The organism is Gordonia mangrovi (assembly GCF_024734075.1).
In the GTDB taxonomy this organism is placed as follows: domain Bacteria; phylum Actinomycetota; class Actinomycetes; order Mycobacteriales; family Mycobacteriaceae; genus Gordonia; species Gordonia mangrovi.
In genome coordinates this window covers 1548197-1571652 of the sequence record NZ_CP102850.1, presented here as the reverse complement: position 1 = coordinate 1571652, position 23456 = coordinate 1548197, and the positions used below count along the sequence as shown (strand labels likewise).

The following is a 23456-nucleotide window of genomic DNA, read 5'->3' as shown; positions in this document are numbered from 1 at the left end:
ATCTACACCAGTCGACCTGGGTGGTTGTCGGCGCTACCCCCGGTCGAACTTTCGCTCGCCGCGGATAACTGTGCAGCGCACCATATCTGACCGTGGGTCGTCGAGTACCTCGGCGAGCGGGCGGTCGAACAGCACCAGGTCGGCGTCTGCGCCGGGACGTATCTGCCGCGCCTCTCCGCCGGGATCGTCGAGGGGGGCGAGATGGCAATCGAGAGCTTCGTCTGCGCGGATTCGTTCGGCTTCCCCGACGATCTCGCCGGTCGGCGCCCGACGTTCGATCGCGGCACGGATCACCGCCCACGGGTCGAGCGGGCCGTACGGCGCATCGCTGGACAATGCGGTGGGCACGTGGTGATCGAGCAGGCTGCGACACCGGTACAGATCGGGGAGATCGGCCGCGTCCACGCGAGCCAGATAGTCATCGCCGCGGTCGGCGAGGAATCCGGGTTGGGTCACCACCCGCACGCCCAGCTCCGCGAGCTCGGTGACGGTGCCGGCGCCGATGATCGCGCCGTGCTCGATGCGGTCCCCGTCGATCACACCGGCATCGCGGAACGCGGCCAGTAGCAAGGCCAGCGCCACCCGACTGACACAGTGCACCGCCACCGGCCGACGATGTGTGTGCGCCTGCCGGATGCGTTCGGTGAGATCGGCGAGGTCAGGCAGGCCGGAGTCGGCGATGACGATCTTGTAGGGGCCCACCGTGACGGCGGGTCCGGCGTCGGGCAGGTCGTCGCCGATACCGACGCCGAGGAGGTGCAGGCGCTGTGGCAACTGCCCGGTGCGGTGTGCGGCGATCAGGGCGTCGCGCGACTCCCTGCTCAGGTCCGGGCTGGCGTCGGTGATCCCGGTGATGCCGAAGGCCGAGAGGCTCTCGCCGAGGGCCGACAGCGATGGCGGACCGGCATCCGGCAGGTGGTCGCGGAGCCAGTCGTCGGCGCGCCAGAGGCGGCCGGTCGGCCGACCGCGTTCATCGCGTTCGATGCCGGGATGATCGGCCTGCTCGAGGTCGACCAGGTCGGCGGCCCGGGTGTTGAGAATCCACAGCGCACCACTGCGGTGCTGGATGCGGACCGGTCGGTCGGGCGTGCACCGATCGAGCGCCGACCGGTCGATCAGACCGCCCACCGTCTCGGTGTACCCGACACCCCGAATCCAGCCGTCACCCGGCGCTCCCGTCAACGCCGCGGTCAGTCCGGCGAGATCGGTCACCTCGGGTGGGCCGCAGCGGATCGACTCGGCTGCGGCGGCCGTCGCGTGCAGGTGCAGATGATGATCATGCAGGCCGGGAATGAGCGCTCCGCCCCGGCCGTCGATCACCACCGAACCGTGCGACGGTGCGTCGTCGGTGATCTCGACGACCCGCCCATCGCGGACCACCACGTCCCGGATGCCCACCGGCAGTTCCACGCGCCGGAACGTGAGATCGGTCATCGAGGTATCCCGAGGTCGCGCAGCACATCGTCGGTGTCCGCACCCGACTTCGGTGCCTCGCCGTACACCGGCCGGGCCCGCGGTGCCGCGATCGCCACCGCGCCGTCGTCGGCGTCGACGAGCCAGCCGCCGTGATCGGGATACGCGGTCACGTCGTGCGTTCCGGTGAGTGTGGCCGCCACTGTGCCCTCCATCGAGACATCGTGCAGCACACCGCTGTCCCGCGTGTGTGCTGTCATCGCCAGCGCGGCTGCCGTGAGGCCGGTGAGCGGATCGGCGATGGCGTCGCCGACGAACATCAGTCCCTGCGCGTCGTGCGCGACCAACCCGGCCGACGCGGCCACATCGTCGCCGAAGCCGATCCGGTTCGATGCCCGGCCGTGCGCGGTGATCGATATCCACGTCGCGCCGGCCGCGACGAATTCCTCTGCGTCCAGACCGAATCCGCGCAGTGCCCGGGGGCGTGACGCCTCGATGACGATGCCGGCGGCCGACACCAACGCGTGCAACGCCGCCCGGTCGTCGGCCACTGTCGGGTCGAGCATCACCGATCGGTGGCCGGCATGCAACAGGTGGTAGAACTCGGGATTGCCGCGGCGGGCGCCGTCGGGCCGCGAGGGCGTCTCCACCTTGACCACCCGGGCGCCGGCCAGACCCAGCACATGCGCACACAGCGGTCCGGCCCACAGCGCGCTGAAGTCCACCACGAGCATGCCCGCCACCGAGCGATGTGCTGCCGGATCGGTCGCGCTCGCCGGCGCAGCGCGCGGCGGGCGCACACTTCCGGCCGCCACACCGAGCAGCTCGGCACGTTCGTCGAACTCGTCGCCGGTGTGGTCGCGCAACCACCCGGCCACCGCCGGCCACGGATCATCGCCGAGCTCGCCGCATTCGATCAGTGCGCCGTACAGCGCGGGGTCGTCGGGCCGAGCGATCGATACTGCCGCCCAGCCGTCCGCCGTGGGCAGCAACCGGCACGCGCCACCCGCCGACGTCGCGCCCGCCCGCCGGTGACCGGTGAATGCCGCACGTTCGGCGAGCAGCGCCGCCCCGTCGAGCCGCACCCCACCGGCGGTCGCCTCGGCGATCTGGTCGGTGAGTGCACGTGCCACCGTGGCGGCCGTGCCGGGCGGGATCAGCGGCGGACCGGCGGACCGACCGGTCAGATAGGCCACTCCGCTGCGCGCCCAATCCCGAACGGGATCGCGCGGCGCGGGGATCGACACGCGGGCGATGCTACCTCCCGATGCCGGCCCGCCGGCCCGAACAGGTCAGGATGGAGAAATGACATCGCAGCCACCGACTGTCACGGTCGCCGAACTGGCCGACGGCGTACTCGGCGCCACCGCGCTGGGTGACCGTGGGGACCTCGTCGCGCCCGTGCTTGTCGTCGACCTCGACGGCGCCGAAGCCGGTGCTGTCGACGCCGCGGCCGAGGTCGCCCGGCGGTCCGACGCCATCCTCGTCGGCCGCCGCGCCGACAAGCCGTCCGCGGATCTCACGCCGCTGCTCACCGCCCTGGATCTGACCTACGGTGGCGGTTCCGACGAGCGCCGCGAAACCATCCCGGTCGTCGACGTCGAGCAGGCCGTCATCGACTTCACCGACGCGGTGGCGAACCGACCGCAGGCATCGGTGGTGGTGGCGCAGGTGATCCGGGCGTCGGAGTCGCTGCCCGTGCCGGCCGCCATCGATGTCGAGTCGCTGGGCTACTCGACCCTGCAGGGCGGTGCCGAGTTCGGCGGCTGGCTCGAGGAGCGGCGCGCGCTCGGACGACCGCTGCCGCCTCCGCCGACGGCCGACCCTGTGCTGGTCGACCGCCGGGCCGGTCAGCTGCGCATCACGCTCAACCGGCCGGAACGCCGTAACGCCTACGGTGTCGCGCTGCGCGACGCGTTTGTCGAGGCGTTACGGATACCGCTGCTGGACAACAGTATCGACTCGATTGTCGTGGACGGTGCCGGTCCGTGCTTCTGTGCCGGCGGCGATCTCGACGAGTTCGGTCACACCCCCGACCTCACCACCGCCCATATCGTCCGCACCCGTGGTGGCGCCGGTCGGCTGGTGGCCCGACTGGCCGACCGGATCGAGTTCCGGCTCCACGGCCAGTGCGTGGGCGCCGGGATCGAGATCCCGGCATTCGCCGGACGGGTCGTCGCGGCACCGGACACGGTGATGCGGCTGCCGGAGGTGACGATGGGGCTGCTCCCAGGTGCCGGGGGCACCGTCAGCATCCCGCGACGGATCGGCCGATGGCGGGCGTTGCATCTGTTCGTCATCGGCGCGCCCATATCGGCCGACGAAGCATTGGCATGGGGGCTCGTCGACGTCATCGGATGAGGCCGAGGTCAGGCCGGCATCGCGTGTCCCGGGCCGGCGTCGATTCGCCGAGACGCCACCTCGTCGATGGCATCTCGCACGGCCGGATCCAACGTGGTGTCGGTGCTCAGCGCTTCCCGTAGGCGGGTGAAGTAGGCGACCTCGGTGAGCCCGAACCGCACCAGGATGTCGTCGGGATCGCCACCGCCGTAGCGGTACCAGCTCTCGGCGTAGGCGACCAGTTCTGTCGCATCGTTCATGGTCACCATGGTGGCTGACCATTGTGAACTGCAGATTGCGGGTTCGTTCGGCCGAATGATGGCACGCACGTCTCAGTTACTTCCCCGGGACCTCACCTGCCACAGCAGACCTGCGACGCGCGGAGAATCTGTGGCGACACGCGGGATTTCAACCCGTGGCCACCGATCCGTCGATCTCCGGCAGCGTGGCTCGTCATACTCGGATGTATGACCGCACTCGATCAGCGGGACGTCTTCGCGACCGCCGCCGACCACCTCGTCGACCTCGTCGGTCGCATCGGCGCCGACCAGTGGGACCGTCCGGGCCTCGGCGCCTGGACGATTCGCGCGCTGGTCGGGCACACCGGCCGGGCCCTGACGACCGTCGCCGACTACATCGACAAACCGGCCGAGACCTGCCGGATCGCCGACGCGGCCGACTATTACCTGACCGCTGCCGCCGAGGCGGATGCGGAGTCGGTGCGTCGGCGCGGGGAACAGGCCGGTGCCGCTTTGGGAGAAGATCCGGTGTCGGTGCTGGCCGGCGAACGTGACCGGGCGCTGGCCGCGATAGCCCGAGTCGACAACCCGATCGTCACCACCGTCGTCGGCGGGATGCGGCTGCTCGACTACCTCCCCAGCCGCACCTGCGAGCTCGCGGTGCACGGTCTCGACATCGCCCGCGCCCTCGGGGTGGAGGAGCCGGCACTGCCCCGCGACGTCACCGAAGTCGCGTCGACCGTGCTCGCGGCTGTTGCCGCGCGACGTGGCGACGGCGTCACGACCCTGCTCGCACTGACCGGGCGGACGGCGCTGCCGGATGGATTCACCGTGGTCTGACGACGGGCAGCGGGGGTCGGGACCAAATCCGGGCCGAGGGTTGTTGTGCAGGGTGACGCCGCAGCCAGCGGCGTCGACAGGAGGAGTAGTGACCACCAACCAGCACCAGACCGACCAGCACCACACCAACCACCGCACGACCGACTACCGCAGAACCGACTATCGCAAAACCGATGAGGCGGTCCGCCGACTGACCGATGCCCAGTATCGCGTGACCCAGCGCGACGGCACCGAGCCGGCCTTCCACAACGAGTACTGGGACCACCACGAACCCGGCATCTACGTCGACGTCGTGTCCGGCCAACCGCTGTTCACCTCGATCGACAAGTACGACAGCGGCACCGGCTGGCCCAGCTTCACCAGGCCGATCGACTCGGACGCGGTGACCACCACGACCGACCACACCCTGTGGATGCGCCGTACCGAGGTCCGGTCGGCGGGCGCCGACAGCCACCTCGGGCATGTCTTCGACGACGGGCCCCGCGACGCGGGTGGTCAGCGCTACTGCATGAACTCGGCGGCGCTGCGCTTCATCGGGGTCGACGACCTCGAGGCGCAGGAGTACGGCGCGTACCGCTCGTTGTTCGACGACCGCACCACCGACTCGACCAACACGGAGGAGTAACAATGACCACCGACACCGGACAGATCACCCGACGCCCCGGCACCGAGACCGCCGTCCTCGCCGGCGGATGCTTCTGGGGCATGGAGGATCTCATCCGCCGACAGCCCGGTGTGCTCGACACCCGGGTCGGCTACACCGGTGGCAGCAACGATCACGCCACCTATCGCAACCATCCCGGTCACGCCGAGGCGGTGGAGATCGTGTTCGACCCCACGAAGACCACCTACCGTGACATCCTGGCGTTCTTCTTCCAGATCCACGACCCGACGACCCGGGATCGGCAGGGCAACGACGTCGGGTCGAGCTATCGGTCGGCCATCTTTCCGCTGACCCCGGAACAGGACCAGGTGGCCCGCGACACCATCGCCGACGTCGACGCCTCGGGATTGTGGCCGGGCCAGGCGGTCACCACGATCGAAACCGCCGGACCGTTCTGGGAGGCCGAGCCGGAGCATCAGGATTACCTGCTGCGCTATCCGAACGGCTACACCTGCCACTTCCCGCGGCCGGGATGGGTCCTGCCGAAGCGGGAGGATGCCGCGACGTCGTAGGAGCGCTCGGATGTCGTCTGGTGTCAGGGCGAGTACGCCCTCACGTCACTGGACTCCGACGACGTCCTTGGCGATCTCGGCCAGGCGGTCCTCCGCGGCCGACACGACGCGCTGCCGGTTCTTGTGGGCTTCCTCGTAGGCGAGGACGACCCGGATCTCGGTTGGTTCGGTGAGTTCCTTGACCGCCGAAACAGCCTCACCCACATTGAGATCGGCGTAGCCCTCGATCGGGAGCTCGCCGGATTCGACGATTCCGGTGGCCTCGCGAACCTGATGGATGCTGTCGGCGACTCCCGGCGCACCCTGAGCGCGGGCGCTGCCCTCGACAGCCTCCAGGGCCGCGTCACGGCCGGCGGCCACACTGCGGGCGGCCGTCTCGCCGGCATTCACCACGGTGTCGCCGGCTCGGTTGGCGGTCTCGGAGACCTCGTCGACCGTCTGGCCCACCCGGTCTCGTAGCCCGCCGACGACCGACGGAGCGTTGCGCAGCGCGTCGGCGGCGCGATCGAGGCCGCGCGCGGCCAGTGTCGCGGGCAGGGTGACGGCGCGGGTCGCCATGCCGCTGACCCACTGCGTCGGCGTGCGGCGCAGCGCCGCCGGTCCACCGAGCGCCTCTTCGGCCAGCACCGTGGTGATCCATTGAACCGTCTCGGTGTGGGCGTCGATCAGCTTGTCCGCCAGTGCGACCAGCTCGGAATCCTGCCGGCCGGTGGCCAGTGCCTTGAGATACATCGCGCGGCCCACGAGCTGCTGCTCCAACGCGAGGTCGCCGAGCAACGCTTCGTCAAGGGGTTGCGCCTGCTCGATGACGCTCTTGGCCGCCGCGGTGGCGCGGCCGATCACCGGCCGGACGACATCGACGACACCGCCGCGTTCGCGTAGCGCCTTCTCGATGTCCTGGGCGCGCGAGCGGCCCTTCTGTGCGTTTCCGGCGAGTTCATCCCGGACGGCATCGGTCCGTGCCTGGGCCTGCCGGATCTCGGCGATCTGGATCTCGGCGTTGGTGAGCGCGAGGATCGTGCGCAGCTGCTGCGCAATCGTGGTGTGGGAGATGGTGCCGGTGGGGCGGGTCTGCGTCGAGACCATCATGGGGAAATCGCTCTCTTCGTTGTATGCGGGTGCGTACGACTTCAGCGTGACCATGGGCTGGTGGTCTGAAACCTCGGCGCGGAGAATGTGCTCGAATCAAGCCCTAAAAGTCCACCGTGAGCTGCGACTTCCGCCGACGGGTGGTACATGTCACAGCGCGGGACACCAGTCGCCGACCGCATCGAAGATCACCGGTCAACGCTGACCGCTATGGTTTCTCCATGCCGGAGAATCGTCGTAGGCACTGCGTGGTCGTGGGTGGGGGACTGGCCGGCCTGGCGTCGGCGGTCTGGCTGGCCGAAGCCGGACAGCAGGTCACGCTGCTGGAACGTCGGGGTTCGCTCGGCGGCCGCACCATCGCGATGCCGGTCGCGGCCGTCGACGATGTGCCCGACAACGGCCAGCACGTGTTCGCCAGTGGTTACGAACATCTGATGCGTTACCTCGACAGCGTCGGCACCCGCGAGCACGTCAGCTTTCCCGGGCACATGACGATGCGGATGCCTGGCGGCGCCACCCGGGTGTCGTCGTTTGCCGGGGTTTCCGGGCTGCGCACCGCCATCGGGGATCTGCCCGGGGTGACCGGTGTGGACCGGCTGCGCACCGCTCGCGCGCAGGCCACGCTGATCCGTCAGGCGCTGCGCCAGCCGGCGTGGCTCGATGACATCACCGCCGACGAATGGTTCCGGCGGATCGGGTTGCCGCAGTCGGCGCGCGATGCGTTGTGGGACGGCATCGTGATCGGCCTGACCGGCGACAAACCTGACATCTCGTCGGCCAAGGTGCCCGCCGACCTCCTGGTCACCGGTATCCGGCGGGCACGGGCGACGCGGACTCCGATCTCGATCGGCTATCCCACCGTCGACCTCGACACCCTGTTCATCGACGGGGCGCAGAAGGTGTTCGCCGACAACGGGGTCGACGTGCGGCACCGCGCCGTGGTTTCGTCGATCGACGTGGCCGACGGGGTGGTCACGGGCGTGACCCTGTCCGACGGGGAGAAGGTGACCGCCGACGCCGTGATCTGCGCGGTCCCGGTGTGGAGTGTGAAGGGGCTGCTAGACCAGGTGCCCGGGCATGAGGCGATCTACGCGGCGGTCGATCAACTCACCCCCGTGCCGATCGTCAGCGTCAACCTGTATCTGGACCGGTCGATCGGGATGAGCGACTGGGGCGAGATCCTCTACGGCGGTGAGGGTGTGCTGGAACAGGTCTGGGACCGTCAGCGTATGCACGGGCGTTCTGCCGAGCAGCACCATCTCTACTCCACCACGGTGTCGGCCGCCTATGACCTGACGCGCAAGAGCAACGCCGAGATCACCGACATCCAGATGGCCATGCTGCGCAAATATTTTCCGGACGCCACCGATGCCGAGGTGATCCATAGCCACGTGGTGCGGATGCCGAAATCCACCTTCGCGCAGCGGCCCGGTACCGCCGGAATCCGCCCGGAGCAACGCACCGCGGTCGCCGGACTGGCCCTGGCCGGGGACTGGACGCGCACCGACTGGACCACCACCATGGAGGGTGCGTGCCAAAGCGCCGCGCGCGCCGTCGAGGTGATCCTGGCTCGCGACCGCAGCGGAACCCGTGAGCAGGGCGCGCCTACGCCCTGATCGCCCGGAAGTCGTCGCGTTCCAGCATCCACGACACCGCGATCCCGGCGACCAGCCCCCAGAACGCCGAGCCGATGTTCAGTACGGTCAGATCCGAGACCGACACCAGGAACGTCACCAGCGCACCCATGGTGAAGCGGGTGCCGAATGCCGACCGAAAGGCGTTGTGCAACGCGCCCAGCAGCGCCAGACCGCCGACGGTGGCGATGAAGGCTGCCGGCATCGCCAGCACCAGCGCCACGAACACCGGGGCCGCCAGGCCGACGCCGACGGCGAGCACGCCGAAGGTGAGTGCCGCGGTGTACTGCCGACGCCGTTCGCCACCGGCCACCAGCAGTGCGTTGGTGGGCCCGGCGAGGCAGGTCGAGATCGATCCGACGGCGGCGGCGAGCATCGACCACGCGCCGCACAGCATCGTCACCACGTTGACCGGGGTGCGATGTCCGGCTGCATTGAGCACCGCGGTGCCCTGGCCGTTCTGCACCACGATCACCGTGATCGCCAACGGGACCACCAGCTCCAGCAGCGCACGCACGCTGAAGTCGGGTGTCTGCAGCACCGGGGTGGCGATCCACGATGTCGGGCCTTCGGTGAAGTCGAATCGTCCGCTGACCGCGACCGCGACGGCCCCGGCGAGACAGGCACCGATGATCGGTGGCATCCAGCGGGTCAGGGTGCCGTGACACTGGAGTGCGAAGAACACCACCACGATCGGTACCGCCACCACCGGATCGGCGCCGATGGAGGTGACCACACCGACCCCGAACTGCAGGAACACCCCGGCGACCATCGCCATCACGATCGGTTCCGGTAGCGCCGACATGAGTCGACGCACCCGCCCGGTCATGCCGACCACGAGGATCAGAACACCGGTCACCAGGAACGCGCCCAACACCTCCGCCCAGGACAGGTGGCCCAATGCCGATCCGACCAGCACGGTGCCGGGGATGGTCCAGGCGAATGCCAACGGCATCCGGTACATCCAGCTCGCCACGACGGTCAGGATGCCGTTGAGCACGAAGACCCCGAAGATCCACGACGACAACTGGGCAGCAGACAGCTCACCCACCGATCCGGCGGCCAGGATCACCGCCACCGGCCCCGAGGCGGAGAAGATGAGCCCGACGATGCCGTTGCCGAGGTAGGTGCCACCGATGTCATGCAGCACTGTCCGCGGTCCGACACGTGGACGTGGGGCCCGCTCCACCAGCGGGCTGCGGTCCGCGTCGCCTCCGGACACCTCGGCGGCGCCCGCAACGCTGTCGGGTGCAGGCATGACGATCCTTCTGTGCCTTCTGCGCGCTCAGCGGAGCCGGCATCGGGTGGGCGGTGGTGGCGGTCGTCGCTATGCTAGGCGGTTCCGCAGTCCGAGTTAAGGACACAGATTCGCGTCAGTGATCGACGGTGCTTATCGGTGCCGGACACACGGATGACGGCTGCCGACGGTGTCGCGGCCGCACACGCCCGTGACCGTTTCGCCGGGACAGCGGTGGTGATCGGACTACGCTGGATGGTGCACTGACAACGCGCCCGACGCGCGATCGAGGGCACCAACAATGGCCGAATACGATCCGCAGACCACTCAGCGCGATGTCGCACCCGACATCGCCGGAGAACTCGTGGGCGCGGGATTCGTTGAACCGACGTTGATCGGGCACGGCGGTTTCGGCGCCGTCTACCGCTGTGAACAGGCCGAACTGGACCGGACGGTGGCCGTCAAGGTGCTCACCGATCATCTCGACGAGGAAAACCTCGAACGGTTTGTGCGTGAGCAGCGTGCGATGGGCCGGCTGTCCGGACACCCGAACATCGTCAACATCCTCGAGGTCGGCAGCACGCCGGGCGGACATCCGTTCATCGTGATGCAGTACCACCCCCACGATTCGCTGGACTCCCGCATCCGCAAGCACGGTCCTCTCGCCTGGCAGGACGTGCTGCGGTTGGGGGTGAAGGTGTCGGGCGCGCTGGAGACCGCGCACCGGTCGGGCACGCTGCACCGCGACGTCAAACCGGGCAACATCCTGCTCACCGAATACGGCGAACCGCAGCTCACCGACTTCGGTATCGCGCGCATCGCCGGTGGTTTCGAAACCGACGCCGACATGGTCACCGGGTCGCCGGCGTTCACCGCGCCCGAACTGCTGTCCGGGGCGTCGCCGTCGGTCGCCACCGACATCTACGGCTTGGGCGCGACGCTGTTCTGCGCGCTGACCGGCCACGCCGCCTTCGAGCGGCGCAGCGGTGAGCAGGTGGTGGCGCAGTTCTTGCGGATGGCGGCCGAACCGGTGCCGGACCTGCGGGCGGCAGGGATTCCGGCACCGTTGTCACGCGCGGTGGAATGGGCGATGGCCCGGGATCCCGACGACCGTCCGGGATCGGTCGCCGAGTACGGCGAGGGTCTGCGCGACGTGCAGCGGCAGCTGGGCCTACCGGTCGACGAGATGGCCTTGCCGATCGAGAGCGCTGCCGACCCGATCGGGGCCGTCCCGGACCGACGGCAACGCACCGGGATCACGACGGCTCCGCCGACCCCGTCGACCAAGTTCCGCCCGCCGTTGCGGCCGCGGGCACAGGTGCCGCGGGATCGGTTGATGGAGATCCTGCGTGCCGGTGAGGAGCGGCGGCTCGTGGTCATCCATGCCCCGGCCGGGTACGGCAAGACCACGGTGGCCACGCAGTGGGGTGAGGAACTGGCCCGGAACGGGGTGACGGTCGCCTGGTTGACGGTCGATGACGACGACAACGACCTCGCTCGATTTCTCGCCAACATCGTCGAGGCGTTGCGTCGTGCGGCGCCGGTGGTGGTCGGCGACCTCGCCGACGTCATCGAAGAGCACGGGGCGAAGGCCGAACAATACGTGCTGACCTCGCTGATCAACGAGATCCACGCCCGGCACGAGCGGATGGCGATCATCGTCGATGACTGGCACCGGGTGACCGACCCGGCGCCTATCGGCGCGATGGACTTCCTGCTCGAACGCGGTTGCCATCACCTGCAAATGGTGATCACCAGCCGCACCCGCGCCGGATTGCCGATCAGCCGGATGCAGGTATGCGATGAACTCGTCGAGATCGACATCGCCGGGCTGTGTTTCGATGCGGCCGAGGCAAAGTCGTTTCTGGTCGACGTCGCCGGACTGGAGTTGCAGGGCGACGAGGTCACCGAGTTGCGCGACTCCACCGACGGCTGGGTCGCTGCGCTGCAACTCGCCTGCTTGTCCCTGCGTGGCTCAGACACCCCCGCCGAACTCATCAGCCACATCTCGGGTCGGCATCACGCCATCGGCGACTTCCTCGCCGAGAACGTGCTGTCCACCCTGGAGCCTGAGTTGCTGGAGTTCCTCCTCAAGGTCTCACCGCCGGAACGGATCTGCGCGGGTCTGGCGACCGCGATGAGCGGGCAGCCCCGCGGGCAGGCGTTGCTGGAGGAGGTCGAGACACGAGACCTGTTCCTGCGCAGGGTGGATCAGGACGGTGAGTGGTTTCGGTTCCATCCCTTGTTCGGCGAGTTTCTGCGGCGTCGACTCGAACGAGATATGCCCGAGGCGATCACCGGTCTACACAAGACGGCGTCGGAGTGGTTCGCCGCCCACGGCATGCCCGCCGAGGCCGTCAATCACGCACTGGCAGCCGGCGACACAGACCGCGCGGTGGCGTTGGTGGAGGCTGATGGGCGCACCCTCATCGAGCACTCGCACATGGCGACGCTGCTGGGGCTCGTCGACAAATTGCCGCCGGCAGCCGTGTCCGCCAGCCCCCGGGTGCAGTTGCTGTTGACCTGGGCGAATGTGCTGCTCCACCGAACCGCGGCCGCCGAGGACGCTCTCGAGCGGGTCTCGGCTGCGCTGGCGGCGCATCCCGACCTCGACGATTCCGGCATCAGGGTAGAGGCCGATGTGTTGGAAGGATGTGTCCGGGTCACCGCAGACCGTACCGACGGCGTCGATGAACTGGTGGGTGAGGCGTTGTCGCGTCCGGAGACGTTGCCGGCGTTCGTCGTGTCCGCGGCGGCCAACGTGTCCACCATCGCAGCGACGTTCCGCTTCGATTTCGCCGCGGCACATCGTCGGCAGGAGTGGGCCAGGCCCTACCATCAGCAGAACACCGGGCCCTACGCCGTCATGTACGGCCACGCACTCGACGGGATCGTCCACTTCGAACAACTCGACCTCGATCGCGCCGAGGACTGCTTTCGCAGCGCCCTGCGGGTGTCCATCGACACGCGGTCGGCCACCAAATCCCAGGGTGCGCGACTGGCCTGCGCTGTGCTCGCCGACGTGCTCTACGAACGGGGACGGGTCGACGAATCGCGGCGGCTGATCGAGGAGAGTTCCAAACTGGGTGCCGACGAAGGCGTCATCGACATGATCAAAGCGCGCTTCATCATCGGTGCGCGGCTGGCCTTGCTCGATGATGATCGTGCCGGGGCGGCGGCGTTGCTCGACGAGGCCGTCGACATCGCCGAACGGCTGGACTCACCGCGCCTGCGGGCATTCGTGGAGGCAGAGTATGTGATCCACGACCTGCCCGCGCGGCACGGCATCGAACCTCGCGTCACCTACGACAGCCGGAGGTTTCCCGAGGTGGGCATCGACGCGATCGTCGCCCAACTCGACTCGGCATCGGCCATCCGTCTGCTGCGCGACAGCTCCGCGGCGGCCGACCGCGAGCAGGCGTGGCGCTGGGCGCAGGAATGGGTGGACCATCTCGCCGACACCGGACGTGAGCGGGCCAAACTGCGCGCGGAGCGGCTGCTGGCCACCTGCCTGGCGGCGGCCGGCCGGATGAATGACGCGAAACGGCATGCGGCACATGTGGTGCTGCGCTGCGCGGACACCGGTATGGTGCGCTATCCGCTGGATGGCGGCGTCACTTTCCTGCGGCTGGTGGAGGCGATCCGGTCCGACATCGGCAAGGACAACTGGGTGGACGCGGGCCGCCGGCCGCCGGTGCGGTTTCTGGACGAACTGCTGGGCAGAGTCGAGGCCTGACGCCCACCGGAGGGCTTACGAGGTCCGCAACTGCAACATGCTGATCTCCGGTGGCGCGCCCACCCGCACGGGTGGGCCCCACGCTCCGGCGCCGCGGGAGGTGAAGACGGTGGTGGCCTCGACCTGATCGAGTCCCTGAACTGTGGGTTGCTGCAGCGGAACGAGATACATGATCGGCCACATCTGACCGCCGTGGGTGTGGCCGGACACCTGCAGATCCACCCCGGCGTCGGAGGCGCCGAACGCCTGCAGCGGTTCGTGCGCGAGCAGCAGCACGAACCTGTTGGTGTCGCGACCGGCCAGTGCCGCGCCCAAGTCGGGTTCGAACGGTGCGGGCGCCGTCTCGTCGTGGACACCGGCCAGGTCGATGGTCGCCCCGTCGACGGTGATCTCGGTGCGCTCGTTGCGTAGCGTGCTGATCCCCAGTCGTTCCCACTCGTCGAGCCACGCCCCGCCGTCGTCGAAGTAGAACTCATGGTTGCCCGACACCCCGAACACACCCAGCGGTGCGGACAGCTCGGCGAGCGGCTCGAGGTCGTCGCCCACCTCGGCGACGGTCCCGTCGGTCAGGTCACCGGCGATGAGGACGAGGTCGGGATTCTGCGCGTTGACCTCGTCGACCACCTGCTGCACCAGGCCGCGGCCGCGGGCGGGTCCGACGTGCAGGTCGGCGATGAGCGCGACGCGGGTGCCGTCGAATTGCTCTGGCAGGTCCGGCACCGCGACCTCTGTGTGGGTGACCTGCAGGCGGGTGGCCTCGACAACGCCATAGCCGACGGTGACCACCGAGGCGACCACCACGACCGCACTGCCGATCTGGATCGTGCGGCGCCGCATGGTGTCGACGGCCTCGCGCCGACCGGCGCCACGCAGCCGGCCGACGAGACGCACCACCAGTGACAGCACGCCGATGACGAGTACGCCGAGCAGCAGATAGAACACGACCGCCAGCCACGCCAGACCGAGGAAGGCGGGTGCTCGCGCCCACCCGGGGTCGAAGAAGGCTCCGCTGCCGACCCCGATGAAGGCGAGAACCGCGAACACCACCAGCACGATGTCGGCGACGGTCGACCACGGACGCGCGAGCTGCGTGGCGCGAACCAGTCTGCGATGCAGTGCGAACGTGAGGAGGGCCAGGAACAGGGCGAGTACCGCCGCCATGACTATCGGCATCGACGCCGTCACACCTCCTGTCGCCGGCCACGATCTGGCCGGAACCGAGCGCGAGTGTAGCCGAGCCATCTGTGATCGGGCGCGCGCGAGTTTGGCCGGAGGGGTGAATGGATGGGCCGACGTGTGTGGCGAATGTCTCAATCGTCCGGTGGCGTGGACTCGTGGTGCTCGACGGCATCGTCTCCGCAGATAAGCGCGAAAAATCGCCCGAAATCGACCATAGCGGGAGGTCGTCGCGTTTTTAGGGCGGCCTTGCACCCCATGTGTATGGCTGGCAACCTCGGTGTGGCGCACGAAGCTGAAACACCACGCCAATGTGCCCGCAATATTTGCGAAACAAAACAACAGAACACGGCGAAGATGCCGATTGAGGGAAAGGATCGACGTAGATCGTGATAACTCAAACAGCAACGAAACCAGTTGATGTATACCGCACCCGCTTGGCCAAGCGTGGCCAGATCGAGCCACGGCCGCACCCGACCGTCTGGGGGGACACGTCGGTACGTGGACCGCTGTCGGCCGACCAGCTCGCGGCCTATGCCGAGCGCGGCTTCCACACCGCGACCAACGTCCTGAGCGACAACGACATCCGTACCTGCATGAGCGAGGTGGATGTCATCACCGACCGACTCGGCAACGATGAGCGGGTGGTCCGTGAGTCGTCGTCGGGTGATGTGCGATCGCTGTTCGCGGTCCACCACCTCAGCGACGCCATCGCGGAGATCTGTGCGCGACCGGAGATCGTCGGTGTGGCCGAGCAGATCCTCGACGACGAGGTCTATGTCCACCAGAGCCGAATGAACCTCAAGCCTGGCTTCGCGGGCGGCCCGTTCTATTGGCACTCGGACTTCGAGACCTGGCACGCCGAGGACGGGATGCCCAAGCCGCGGGCGCTCAGTGTATCGCTCGCGCTGACCCCGAACTACGAGTACAACGGCGCGCTCATGATCATCCCGGGCTCGCACAAGAAGTTCCTGACCTGCGTCGGGCAGACCCCGGGCGACTACCACCGCGAGTCGCTGACCTCCTACCGGCCGCCGTTCGGGACGCCGGAGGAGGACGACGTGACCGCACTCGCCGAGGAGCACGGCATCGACATGATCACCGGCCCCGCGGGTTCCGCGTTGTACTTCGACTCGAACTGCATGCACGCGTCGTCGGGCAACATCACCCCGTTCCCGCGCAGCAACCTGTTCGTGGTGTTCAACGCGAAGTCGAACGCCATCGGTGAGCCGTTCGCGGCCGCGAAGCCGCGCCCGGATTACCTGGCGCACCGCTGATCGGAGCGCAGGGCGCGCGAACGGACTCGCGGCGACTGGCCGGTGAAGCGCACGAACCCCTCTCGAAGTTCTCGAGAGGGGTTCGTCGTATGCGGGCTCAGGAGCGCGCCGCGGGCACCGTCTCGCTCGCCTCGGGGACGGTCCGGTGGTCATCCTTCTTGCGCAGCACCGGAATGCACAGCGTGATCGCAACACCGATGAACGCGGCCATCGCGCCGATCAGGAAGCACCACCCGAACGCCGAGTGGCTGGGCACCTCGACGGAGCCGTAGGTGACGGTCGAACTCGTCAGCACCAACGCCATCACGGCCGAGGCCGAGGTGGTACCGATCGACCGCATCAGCCCGTTGAGCCCGACGGCCGCGCCGGCCTCGCGGATCGGCACCGAGTTCATGATCAGGGTGGGCATGGCGGCGTAGCCGATACCGACACCCGCCGAGCAGATGACCGAGGCCAGCGCCAGCTGCCATGGGGCGTTCATCAGCAGGAAGGCGCCGAAGTAGCCGAGGCCCAGCACCGTCGCACCGATGGCCATCGTGAACTTCGCGCCGATAGTGTTGATCAACGTGCCCGAGACGGGTGCGAACACAAGCATCATCAGGCCGCCCGGCGCCATCCACAGTCCGGCGGCGAGCAGCGTCTGGCCCATACCGCCCATCGCCTCCGGGATCTCCAGCAGCTGCGGCATCACGACGGCCTGCGCCATCATGCCGAAACCGATCGCGATGGCCGCGATGTTGGTGAGCAACACTGCCGGACGCGCCGTGGTGCGCAGGTCCACCAGGGCGTCGTCGTGACGCAGTTCGTAGGCGCCCCAGATGAGTAGCACGACCACACCGCCGAACAGCAACCCCAGGGTGGTGGCCGAACCCCAGCCCCAGTCGTTGCCCTTCGACACGGCGATCAGGATGCCCGACAATCCCACGGCCAGACCCAGCGCGCCGCCGACGTCGAAGTGGCCACCGTTGCTGTCATCGATGTGTGGCACGAGCACCGCGACGAGGATGGTGACGATCGCCGCCAGGGCGGCCGACACCCAGAACAGTGCCCGCCAGTCGAACTCCTGGGCCACCCACGCGGACAGCGGCAGACCGATCGCGCCGCCCACACCGAGGGTCGCGCTCATTGCGGCAACCGCCATCGACGTCAGCTTCGGCGGCGTCACCTCACGCATGAGGCTGATGCCGACGGGGATGAAGCCCATCGCGAGACCTTGCACCGCGCGTCCGACGATCATCGGGATCAGCGAGGCGCCCAGCGCACAGATCAAGGACCCGACCACCAGCAGCGCGGCACTGGCCAGCATGATCCGCTGCTTGCCGAACATGTCGCCGAGGCGACCGGCGATCGGCATCGCCACCGCTGCCGCCAGCAGGGTGGCGGTGATGACCCACGACGCGTTGGAGATGGACGTGTCCAGCAGCCGCGGGAGCTCCGGCTGGATCGGGATGACCAGCGTCTGCATCAACGATGCGACGAGGCCGCCGAAACACAGCACGGCGACGACCGCGATGGCCGCGCCGGTGTGCTTCTCGTCGGTCAACTCGGCGTCCACCGGGACGGCCGACCGATCGCCTGACGGCGAAGTGCTCATGGGACTCCCCTTCCTGACTCACGCGGCTTCCCGACGGATGTGTAGCGTACATATGTATGGTGCACACGCCAACTCGTGAGTAGATTGCGATGTATCGCGACCGGGAGGGGATGTCGGATATGCCGGATGTCGGTGATGAGTCGTTTTGGCTGACGCCGCTCTATCAGGGCTTGGCCGAAGAGTTACTCAGAATGGGCCGCCGCAAGACCCACATCGTTCCCGGGGCCGTGCTGGAGGCATCGGCATTCACGATCCTGTGGACCCTGTCGGACGGCGCCCCGCGCACGCTGCGCGACCTCGCCGACGAACTCGACCTCGAGCAGTCCACAGTCAATCGGCAGGTCAATGCGGCCATCAAACACGGCTACCTCGAACGTTTCGAGGTGACCGGTCAGGCCAGTCGCCTGATCCGGCCGACTCCGGCGGGTCAGGCGGCGTTCGAACACGACGGGCGACTCCGTGCCGATCGGCTCCGGCGGGTGTTCGCCGACCTCGATCCCGGCACACCCGAAGCGTTGCTGCACGAGTTGCGTGCGTTCAACGACGCCTATGAACGGACCTACCTCCGCCAGCACGAGGCTGCGCAGGGGTGACCGCATCCGGGAGGGTCGCAGAATCGGGCGGCACGTATCTGGTGACCGGTGCCGCGTCCGGGATCGGCCGGGCCGTCGCGGAGCGGCTGCGTGCCGACGGGCACATGGTGATCGGGGTGGATCTGCGAGACGTCGAGGTCTGCGCGGATCTGTCCACACCTGCCGGCCGGCGCAGCGCCATCGACGCCGTCCTCACCGCGGCGGGCGGGCGGCTCGACGGTGCCGTCCTGGCCGCGGGACTCGGACCGGCGAAGGGGCACGAGGACGTCATCGTCGCGGTGAACCTGCTCGGTGTCACCGAGCTTCTCGAGGGCGTACGCCCGGCGCTGGCCGCCGCAGGTGACGCCAAGGTGGTGGTGCTGGGTTCCAACTCGACCACCACGACCCCCTTCGTGCCGCGACGCGCGGTGCGGCTCCTGCTCGACGGCAACCCCGACCGCGCAGTTCGTCAGATCCGTCGGCGCCGCGGGCTGGCGGCGCCGGTGGCCTACGCCGCGTCGAAACTGGCGGTGACGCGATGGTGCCGAGAGCATGCGGTCGCCGACGACTGGGCGGGCGTGGGCATCCGGATGAACGTGATCGCGCCCGGCCCGGTGCTGACCCCGCTGCTGCGCGCCCAGCTCGACAGCAGCACCGGATCGCAGGTCCGGTCCTTCCCCGTCCCGATCCGCCAGTACGGCACCCCGCAACAACTCGCCGACTGGATCGTGGTGATGCTCTCGCCGAGCGCGGACTTCCTCGTCGGCAGCGTGCTCACCGTGGACGGTGGGACCGACGCGCTGCTGCGACCCGACGGGTGGCCGCGGCGGCTCCCGCTGCGCGCCCTTCCGCGCATGTTGTGGACGATGTACCGTGCCCCTCGGGACGGTCGCGTCGCGCAGTACTGAGGCGCGAACCATCCGCCGACAACTCGTGACGAGAGGACGCACATGTCCGCATTCCGGCAGGCCATCGACGCACGGGACATGGACGCGGTGGAGCAGATGCTCGCCGACGACGTGGTGTTCCGGAGCCCGGTCGCATTCAAACCCTATGCGGGCAAGGCGATCACCAGCGCGATCCTGCGCACCGTCGTCCAGGTCTTCGAGGACTTCCACTACGTGCGCGAGATCGGGGAGCCGGACGGCCGCGATCATGCCCTGGTGTTCGAGGCCAAGGTCGACGGCCTGGCCGTCACCGGGTGCGACTTCCTCCAATTCGACGACAACGGCAAGATCGTCGACTTCATGGTGATGGTCCGACCGCTGCGGGCCGCGGAAGCGCTGGCGAAAGAGATGGGCGCGCGATTCGACTCGATCGTCGAGATGGCCTCGCGCGGGAACTGATTTACCTTTCTCGTCGTCTCCCTCGCTGCGGCGACTGATCGCACCGTGGCATGCGATCACCGCACGGGTTTACATTTGCCGATATAGGAATATGATGGTGCTATGGCGCGAGCGGCGACCACCTCCGACGCATTCAACGCGATTGCCGAACCGCAGCGTCGCGACATCCTGATCCTGTTGCGCGGCGGCGAGCGGCCGGCGGGTGACGTGGCGCGGGATCTCGGCATGAGTCAGCCGCAGGCGTCCAAGCACCTGCGGGTGCTGCGCGAGGTCGGGCTGGTGCAGGTCCGCGGGGACGGGAAGCAGCGCCTTTACGACCTCGACGCCCGCGGGCTGCAACCGGTACGCGAATGGCTCGGTGGTTTCGAGCAGTTCTGGAACGACAGCTTCGACCGACTCGACGAGTACGTGCAGGAGCTGAAGCAGACGCGACGAAAGGAGCAGGCAGATGGCGACGGATCGCAGCGGTGAGGCCGGCGAAGCGATCGCCGATCGCGAGGTCGTGGTGTCGCGGGTGATCGACGCACCACGCGAGTTGGTGTTCGAGGCGTTCACCCGGGTTCGGCATCTGTCCCGGTGGTGGGGTCCCGACGGATTCTCCACCACCACAAGAACGTTCGAGTTTCACGTCGGCGGCGTCTGGGACTTCGTGATGCACGGGCCGGACGGGACCGAATTCCAGGAGTGGATCACCTGGCGGGATATCGTCCCGCCGGAGCGAATCGGGTTGCTGCACGGATCATTTCGTGACGACCCCGACGCCTTCGAGTCGGTTGTCACCTTCGAACCGGCCGGTGCCCGAACCCGAATCGTGATGCGCACCCTGTTTCCCACCCGCGAACTCCGGGACGAGGCCGTGGAGCGTTACCACGCCATCGAAGGTGGCGAGCAGACGCTCGGCAATCTGGCGTCCTACGTCGTCGACCTCGTAGCCGACTGTGCCGGCCGAGGCGGCGTCTCGGTGGATGGTCAGGAGGGCTAGATGTCTCTCGTTCGGGTACACAACTTCTCGGTCTCGCTCGACGGTTTCGGCGCCGGCGACGGCCAGCAACTCGACGCGCCGTTCGGGCATGCCGGCCACCGCCTGATGGAGTGGGCGTTTCCCACCCGGACGTTCACCCGGATGGGCTTTCACGGCGACGGTCCGGGTTCGGTGGGGGTCGACGAAGCCTTCGCCAGTCGGTGGGCGACCGATATCGGGGTGGAGATCATGGGGCGCAACAAGTTCGGGCCCCAAAGAGGGCCGTGGGCCGACGAGGAGTGGCGGGGTTGGTGGGGTGAGGACCCGCCGTTCCACACCCCGGTCATCGTGCTCACCCACCACCCGCGCCCCACGCTGGAGATGGACGGCGGCACCACCTTCCACTTCGTCGATGCCCAGCCCGCCGAGGCGCTGGTCCGAGCCCGAGAGCTCGCGGGTGGCAGGGACATCCGGATCGGCGGTGGTACCAATACCGTCCGCCAGTTTCTTGCCGCGGATCTGATCGACGAGATGCACATCGTCGTCGTGCCGATCCTGCTCGGCCGCGGCGCACGTCTCTGGGATGGTCTCGAAGGACTCGACGAACGGTTTCGGATCGAGCCGACGACGTCGCCGAGTGGGGTTGTGCACCTGAGCTTCGCGCGCCGACGGTAGGCGCGTGTGCTTGGGTCGAAGGGCTGATGCGATTGTGGCGCTGCTGGTCTCGATACGTCACTCGCCTAGCGGCTCGTGACTACTCGACCAGCGGTTTGGCGGTGTGGGGGGTTGTGGCTGCTCGGTGAGCGGTTTCGGGCTCGTGACTACTCGACCTGCGGTTGCCGCAGATCGCGCCAACCGGCCAGCACCGTGTGGACCGCTTCGGCGCCGTGCAGGGGATCGGGTGGGTGTGGCAGGTCCGTCGGGAAGAGTAGGAACGGGGTGCTCTGCGGGCCGCCCATCCCGCCATGGGAACCGACCTGTTCCTCGAAGGCGGCCACCTCGTCGGTTTCCGGCCAATAGGCGCCGCCGACCATGATGTCCGCGACGTTGTCGAAGGTGTCCGTGCGACGGACCTTCGCGAGTGCATCGGGGCCGAAATGGCGCAGCGGGTCGGTGCCGGTGACCACGCCGGTCGTCACATCGACGGACCCGTCGGCGCCGAGCACCACCGATCCGCCACCGGGCTGCGCCACCAGGAGGAAACCGACCCCGGGATGACCGCGCAGTCCGTCGAGCACACCCGGGTAGGTGTCCTCGATGTCGGCGGTGTCGGCGCGACCCGCGATGCGCGGGAAGCTGATCAGCCCCAGATTGCCGGACCCGAGCACCACCGGTCGATCCGACGACGGCACCACGTCGGTCTGCTCGCCCGCCGAACCCATGCTGGCCGAGGCGTACAACCTGCCCTCGGCATCGGCCTGCGCCGAGCGGTCCTCGTCGGCCGGGCGATCGGGATCGCCACACAACCGGTCGACGAGGTGCCCCAGACTCTCGCCGTATCGTCGGCTGAAGGTGGCGCCCTGGCTCTGCCCGTGATCGGAGAGCAGGACGACGTGGTAGTCGCGGTCGGCCTGCTCGACGGTGGCCAGCAACAGCCGAATCGTCTCGTCGATCTTCGTCAGCACCGCAAGGGTTTCCGGCCGGGAGATGCCCGAATGATGCGACACCTCGTCGTAGCCGATCAGATCCGCGTAGATGATGCTGCGCCCGTCGATGAGGTCGCGGACCACTGCGGCGACGGTGATGTCGTTGGCCACCACGGTCGTGAACGCCCGCACGAACGGGTAGAGGCCGCCACGCGGAACCCGCGGCCGGATGTCGCGTCGTCGCTGATGGAATGCCTGGCGCAGTTCTCGCTGGATCTCGGCGACCATCCGCGCCACCGTGCGCAGCGCGCTGGACGGATCGAAGAAGTACGACGCGTATCCGGCGCCGCCGCCGAGTCGGGCGCCCCGCATCCGGCTGACCACCAGCACGTTGTCGTCGGCCCCGCCGGTGAACAGGTTGCCGCGGCTCGCGCCGTCGAGGGCGAGTAGCCCCGGTCGGTCGGCGCGTTCGGCCTCACGCTCTTCGTTGTCGCGGGGATTGCTGAACACCGCGATGGTCCCGGTGGCCTTGTCGTACCAGCGGAACGCGGGGACATTGTGGTTGCAGCCGTGCAGGATACCCAGCTGTGAGGCGCCGGTCTGGCTGCTCCAATCGGTGTGCCAGGCCACCAGCCGGTGGCTCTCCCGCACGAGTTTCGCGATGGTCGGGGTGACACCGTCGGCGATCGCGCGGCGCAGCACACCGTGGCCGAGACCGTCGATCTGCAGGCACAGCAGGCCCGGCTCCGCGGTGGCCGGCGTCGCGCGTCGTCGGCGGAAACGCTGCCGCCGCACCTGCATGATCCGATACGAGGTGTCCGAGCGGGACGCGATCACACCACCGACCGCCGAACTGAACAGCGACAGCAGCGCGGCCATCACGAACAGGTCCAGGGTGCGGTCGACGGTGGCGACCGGCACCAGGACCATCGACAGCATCAGCAACAGCCCGCCGGCCAGGAAGACCGCGACGAACAGCACCACCGGCCCGATCCACGCCATGGCGCGCACCACCAGCGGCCACAGGACGGCGTTGAGCAGACCGAACACCAGCGCCAGCGCCACCGCGGCCGGCAGGGAGGTCGAGCGGCCGTCCACCACGACCGTGTCGAGCGTGACCCCGTCGAACACGGCGTCGAGCACCACCAGGGCGAGCGCAGAGACCAGCCACAACACAAGGAGCTCGACGACGATACCGACGACCCGGGCGGTGCTGCGCATGGCATCCTTTCGATTGCTT

21 protein-coding genes are annotated in these 23456 nt (G+C 68.4%); 13 read left to right on the top strand and 8 right to left on the bottom strand.

Annotated elements, in window-relative coordinates; genetic code table 11:
• Window positions 1-33 precede the first annotated feature (33 nt).
• Window positions 34-1434: an amidohydrolase family protein gene (locus NWF22_RS07230; RefSeq protein ID WP_160899950.1), complete on the bottom strand. Its 1401-nt coding sequence runs from the start codon at window positions 1432-1434 to the stop codon at window positions 34-36.
• Window positions 1431-2660: a CoA transferase gene (locus tag NWF22_RS07225; RefSeq protein WP_160899951.1), complete on the bottom strand. Its 1230-nt coding sequence runs from the start codon at window positions 2658-2660 to the stop codon at window positions 1431-1433. Before NWF22_RS07225 ends, NWF22_RS07230 begins: the two co-directional genes overlap by 4 nt.
• Window positions 2661-2718: 58 nt before the next feature.
• Between NWF22_RS07225 and NWF22_RS07220 the strand changes: the two genes are divergently transcribed.
• Window positions 2719-3774, top strand: a complete 1056-nt coding sequence (locus tag NWF22_RS07220; RefSeq protein ID WP_160899952.1) for an enoyl-CoA hydratase/isomerase family protein — start codon at window positions 2719-2721, stop codon at window positions 3772-3774.
• An 8-nt stretch (window positions 3775-3782) separates the two neighbouring features.
• On the opposite strand, the gene NWF22_RS07215 is transcribed toward NWF22_RS07220, so the two are convergent.
• A complete protein-coding gene (locus NWF22_RS07215) occupies window positions 3783-4013 on the bottom strand; it encodes a hypothetical protein (protein ID WP_160899953.1) in 231 nt (76 codons plus the stop codon).
• Window positions 4014-4220: 207 nt separating this feature from the next.
• Here NWF22_RS07215 and NWF22_RS07210 point away from each other — a divergent pair, with 207 nt between their 5' ends.
• The 3 genes from NWF22_RS07210 to msrA all read left to right on the top strand — a co-directional run bounded on the left by NWF22_RS07210 (window position 4221) and on the right by msrA (window position 6008).
• On the top strand, window positions 4221-4832 hold the full coding sequence (locus NWF22_RS07210) for a maleylpyruvate isomerase family mycothiol-dependent enzyme (protein ID WP_160899954.1): 612 nt from the start codon (window positions 4221-4223) through the stop codon (window positions 4830-4832).
• Window positions 4833-5022: 190 nt separating this feature from the next.
• A complete protein-coding gene (msrB, locus tag NWF22_RS07205) occupies window positions 5023-5457 on the top strand; it encodes a peptide-methionine (R)-S-oxide reductase MsrB (RefSeq protein WP_233750896.1) in 435 nt (144 codons plus the stop codon).
• A gap of 2 nt (window positions 5458-5459) precedes the next feature.
• Window positions 5460-6008, top strand: coding sequence for a peptide-methionine (S)-S-oxide reductase MsrA (msrA, locus tag NWF22_RS07200; protein ID WP_160899956.1), 549 nt, complete (start codon window positions 5460-5462; stop codon window positions 6006-6008).
• A 45-nt stretch (window positions 6009-6053) separates the two neighbouring features.
• On the opposite strand, the gene NWF22_RS07195 is transcribed toward msrA, so the two are convergent.
• Window positions 6054-7094, bottom strand: coding sequence for a ferritin-like domain-containing protein (locus NWF22_RS07195; protein WP_160901313.1), 1041 nt, complete (start codon window positions 7092-7094; stop codon window positions 6054-6056).
• A 224-nt stretch (window positions 7095-7318) separates the two neighbouring features.
• Between NWF22_RS07195 and NWF22_RS07190 the strand changes: the two genes are divergently transcribed.
• Entirely contained in the window at window positions 7319-8713 is a 1395-nt protein-coding gene (locus tag NWF22_RS07190; protein WP_160899957.1) for a hydroxysqualene dehydroxylase, read from the top strand.
• Here the strand turns inward: NWF22_RS07190 and NWF22_RS07185 are convergent.
• On the bottom strand, window positions 8703-9989 hold the full coding sequence (locus NWF22_RS07185) for a benzoate/H(+) symporter BenE family transporter (RefSeq protein ID WP_160899958.1): 1287 nt from the start codon (window positions 9987-9989) through the stop codon (window positions 8703-8705). The genes NWF22_RS07190 and NWF22_RS07185 overlap by 11 nt on opposite strands.
• Before the next feature lie 280 nt (window positions 9990-10269).
• Here NWF22_RS07185 and NWF22_RS07180 point away from each other — a divergent pair, with 280 nt between their 5' ends.
• Window positions 10270-13704 (top strand): serine/threonine-protein kinase, encoded by a 3435-nt coding sequence (locus NWF22_RS07180; protein WP_160899959.1) that lies wholly within the window; start codon window positions 10270-10272, stop codon window positions 13702-13704.
• Window positions 13705-13719: 15 nt separating this feature from the next.
• On the opposite strand, the gene NWF22_RS07175 is transcribed toward NWF22_RS07180, so the two are convergent.
• Window positions 13720-14865, bottom strand: a complete 1146-nt coding sequence (locus NWF22_RS07175; RefSeq protein WP_160901314.1) for a metallophosphoesterase — start codon at window positions 14863-14865, stop codon at window positions 13720-13722.
• A 404-nt stretch (window positions 14866-15269) separates the two neighbouring features.
• Between NWF22_RS07175 and thpD the strand changes: the two genes are divergently transcribed.
• Window positions 15270-16157 (top strand): ectoine hydroxylase, encoded by an 888-nt coding sequence (gene thpD / locus NWF22_RS07170; protein WP_160899960.1) that lies wholly within the window; start codon window positions 15270-15272, stop codon window positions 16155-16157.
• 97 nt (window positions 16158-16254) lie between these two features.
• Here thpD and NWF22_RS07165 read toward each other — a convergent pair whose 3' ends face one another.
• Window positions 16255-17751, bottom strand: a complete 1497-nt coding sequence (locus NWF22_RS07165; RefSeq protein ID WP_160899961.1) for an MFS transporter — start codon at window positions 17749-17751, stop codon at window positions 16255-16257.
• A gap of 119 nt (window positions 17752-17870) precedes the next feature.
• Here NWF22_RS07165 and NWF22_RS07160 point away from each other — a divergent pair, with 119 nt between their 5' ends.
• The 6 genes from NWF22_RS07160 (at window position 17871) to NWF22_RS07135 (ending at window position 21305) form a co-directional block, all read left to right on the top strand.
• A complete protein-coding gene (locus NWF22_RS07160; protein ID WP_373692006.1) occupies window positions 17871-18344 on the top strand; it encodes a MarR family winged helix-turn-helix transcriptional regulator in 474 nt (157 codons plus the stop codon).
• Complete coding sequence (locus NWF22_RS07155; RefSeq protein ID WP_160899962.1) at window positions 18341-19231, top strand: SDR family oxidoreductase; 891 nt, start codon at window positions 18341-18343, stop codon at window positions 19229-19231. Before NWF22_RS07160 ends, NWF22_RS07155 begins: the two co-directional genes overlap by 4 nt.
• Before the next feature lie 42 nt (window positions 19232-19273).
• Window positions 19274-19669: a nuclear transport factor 2 family protein gene (locus tag NWF22_RS07150; protein ID WP_160899963.1), complete on the top strand. Its 396-nt coding sequence runs from the start codon at window positions 19274-19276 to the stop codon at window positions 19667-19669.
• A gap of 102 nt (window positions 19670-19771) precedes the next feature.
• Window positions 19772-20140, top strand: a complete 369-nt coding sequence (locus tag NWF22_RS07145; RefSeq protein ID WP_160899964.1) for an ArsR/SmtB family transcription factor — start codon at window positions 19772-19774, stop codon at window positions 20138-20140.
• Window positions 20118-20651, top strand: coding sequence for an SRPBCC family protein (locus tag NWF22_RS07140; protein WP_160899965.1), 534 nt, complete (start codon window positions 20118-20120; stop codon window positions 20649-20651). Before NWF22_RS07145 ends, NWF22_RS07140 begins: the two co-directional genes overlap by 23 nt.
• On the top strand, window positions 20652-21305 hold the full coding sequence (locus tag NWF22_RS07135; protein ID WP_160899966.1) for a dihydrofolate reductase family protein: 654 nt from the start codon (window positions 20652-20654) through the stop codon (window positions 21303-21305).
• A 146-nt stretch (window positions 21306-21451) separates the two neighbouring features.
• Here the strand turns inward: NWF22_RS07135 and NWF22_RS07130 are convergent, their stop codons facing one another.
• Complete coding sequence (locus NWF22_RS07130; RefSeq protein WP_160899967.1) at window positions 21452-23437, bottom strand: phage holin family protein; 1986 nt, start codon at window positions 23435-23437, stop codon at window positions 21452-21454.
• Between the last annotated feature and the right edge of the window lie 19 nt (window positions 23438-23456).

Excerpts from the sequence above, each read along its gene's own strand:
- NWF22_RS07210 (WP_160899954.1), top strand. The coding sequence starts at position 4,221 with ATGACCGCACTCGATCAGCGGGACGTCTTCGCGACCGCCGCCGACCAC.
- NWF22_RS07195 (WP_160901313.1), bottom strand. The coding sequence starts at position 7,094 with ATGGTCTCGACGCAGACCCGCCCCACCGGCACCATCTCCCACACCACG.
- NWF22_RS07215 (WP_160899953.1), bottom strand. The coding sequence starts at position 4,013 with ATGAACGATGCGACAGAACTGGTCGCCTACGCCGAGAGCTGGTACCGC.
- NWF22_RS07165 (WP_160899961.1), bottom strand. The coding sequence starts at position 17,751 with ATGAGCACTTCGCCGTCAGGCGATCGGTCGGCCGTCCCGGTGGACGCC.
- NWF22_RS07160 (WP_373692006.1), top strand. The coding sequence starts at position 17,871 with ATGCCGGATGTCGGTGATGAGTCGTTTTGGCTGACGCCGCTCTATCAG.
- NWF22_RS07175 (WP_160901314.1), bottom strand. The coding sequence starts at position 14,865 with ATGGCGGCGGTACTCGCCCTGTTCCTGGCCCTCCTCACGTTCGCACTG.
- NWF22_RS07135 (WP_160899966.1), top strand. The coding sequence starts at position 20,652 with ATGTCTCTCGTTCGGGTACACAACTTCTCGGTCTCGCTCGACGGTTTC.
- NWF22_RS07130 (WP_160899967.1), bottom strand. The coding sequence starts at position 23,437 with ATGCGCAGCACCGCCCGGGTCGTCGGTATCGTCGTCGAGCTCCTTGTG.
- NWF22_RS07180 (WP_160899959.1), top strand. The coding sequence starts at position 10,270 with ATGGCCGAATACGATCCGCAGACCACTCAGCGCGATGTCGCACCCGAC.
- NWF22_RS07185 (WP_160899958.1), bottom strand. The coding sequence starts at position 9,989 with ATGCCTGCACCCGACAGCGTTGCGGGCGCCGCCGAGGTGTCCGGAGGC.
- NWF22_RS07140 (WP_160899965.1), top strand. The coding sequence starts at position 20,118 with ATGGCGACGGATCGCAGCGGTGAGGCCGGCGAAGCGATCGCCGATCGC.
- NWF22_RS07145 (WP_160899964.1), top strand. The coding sequence starts at position 19,772 with ATGGCGCGAGCGGCGACCACCTCCGACGCATTCAACGCGATTGCCGAA.
- NWF22_RS07150 (WP_160899963.1), top strand. The coding sequence starts at position 19,274 with ATGTCCGCATTCCGGCAGGCCATCGACGCACGGGACATGGACGCGGTG.
- msrA (WP_160899956.1), top strand. The coding sequence starts at position 5,460 with ATGACCACCGACACCGGACAGATCACCCGACGCCCCGGCACCGAGACC.
- NWF22_RS07220 (WP_160899952.1), top strand. The coding sequence starts at position 2,719 with ATGACATCGCAGCCACCGACTGTCACGGTCGCCGAACTGGCCGACGGC.
- NWF22_RS07190 (WP_160899957.1), top strand. The coding sequence starts at position 7,319 with ATGCCGGAGAATCGTCGTAGGCACTGCGTGGTCGTGGGTGGGGGACTG.
- NWF22_RS07230 (WP_160899950.1), bottom strand. The coding sequence starts at position 1,434 with ATGACCGATCTCACGTTCCGGCGCGTGGAACTGCCGGTGGGCATCCGG.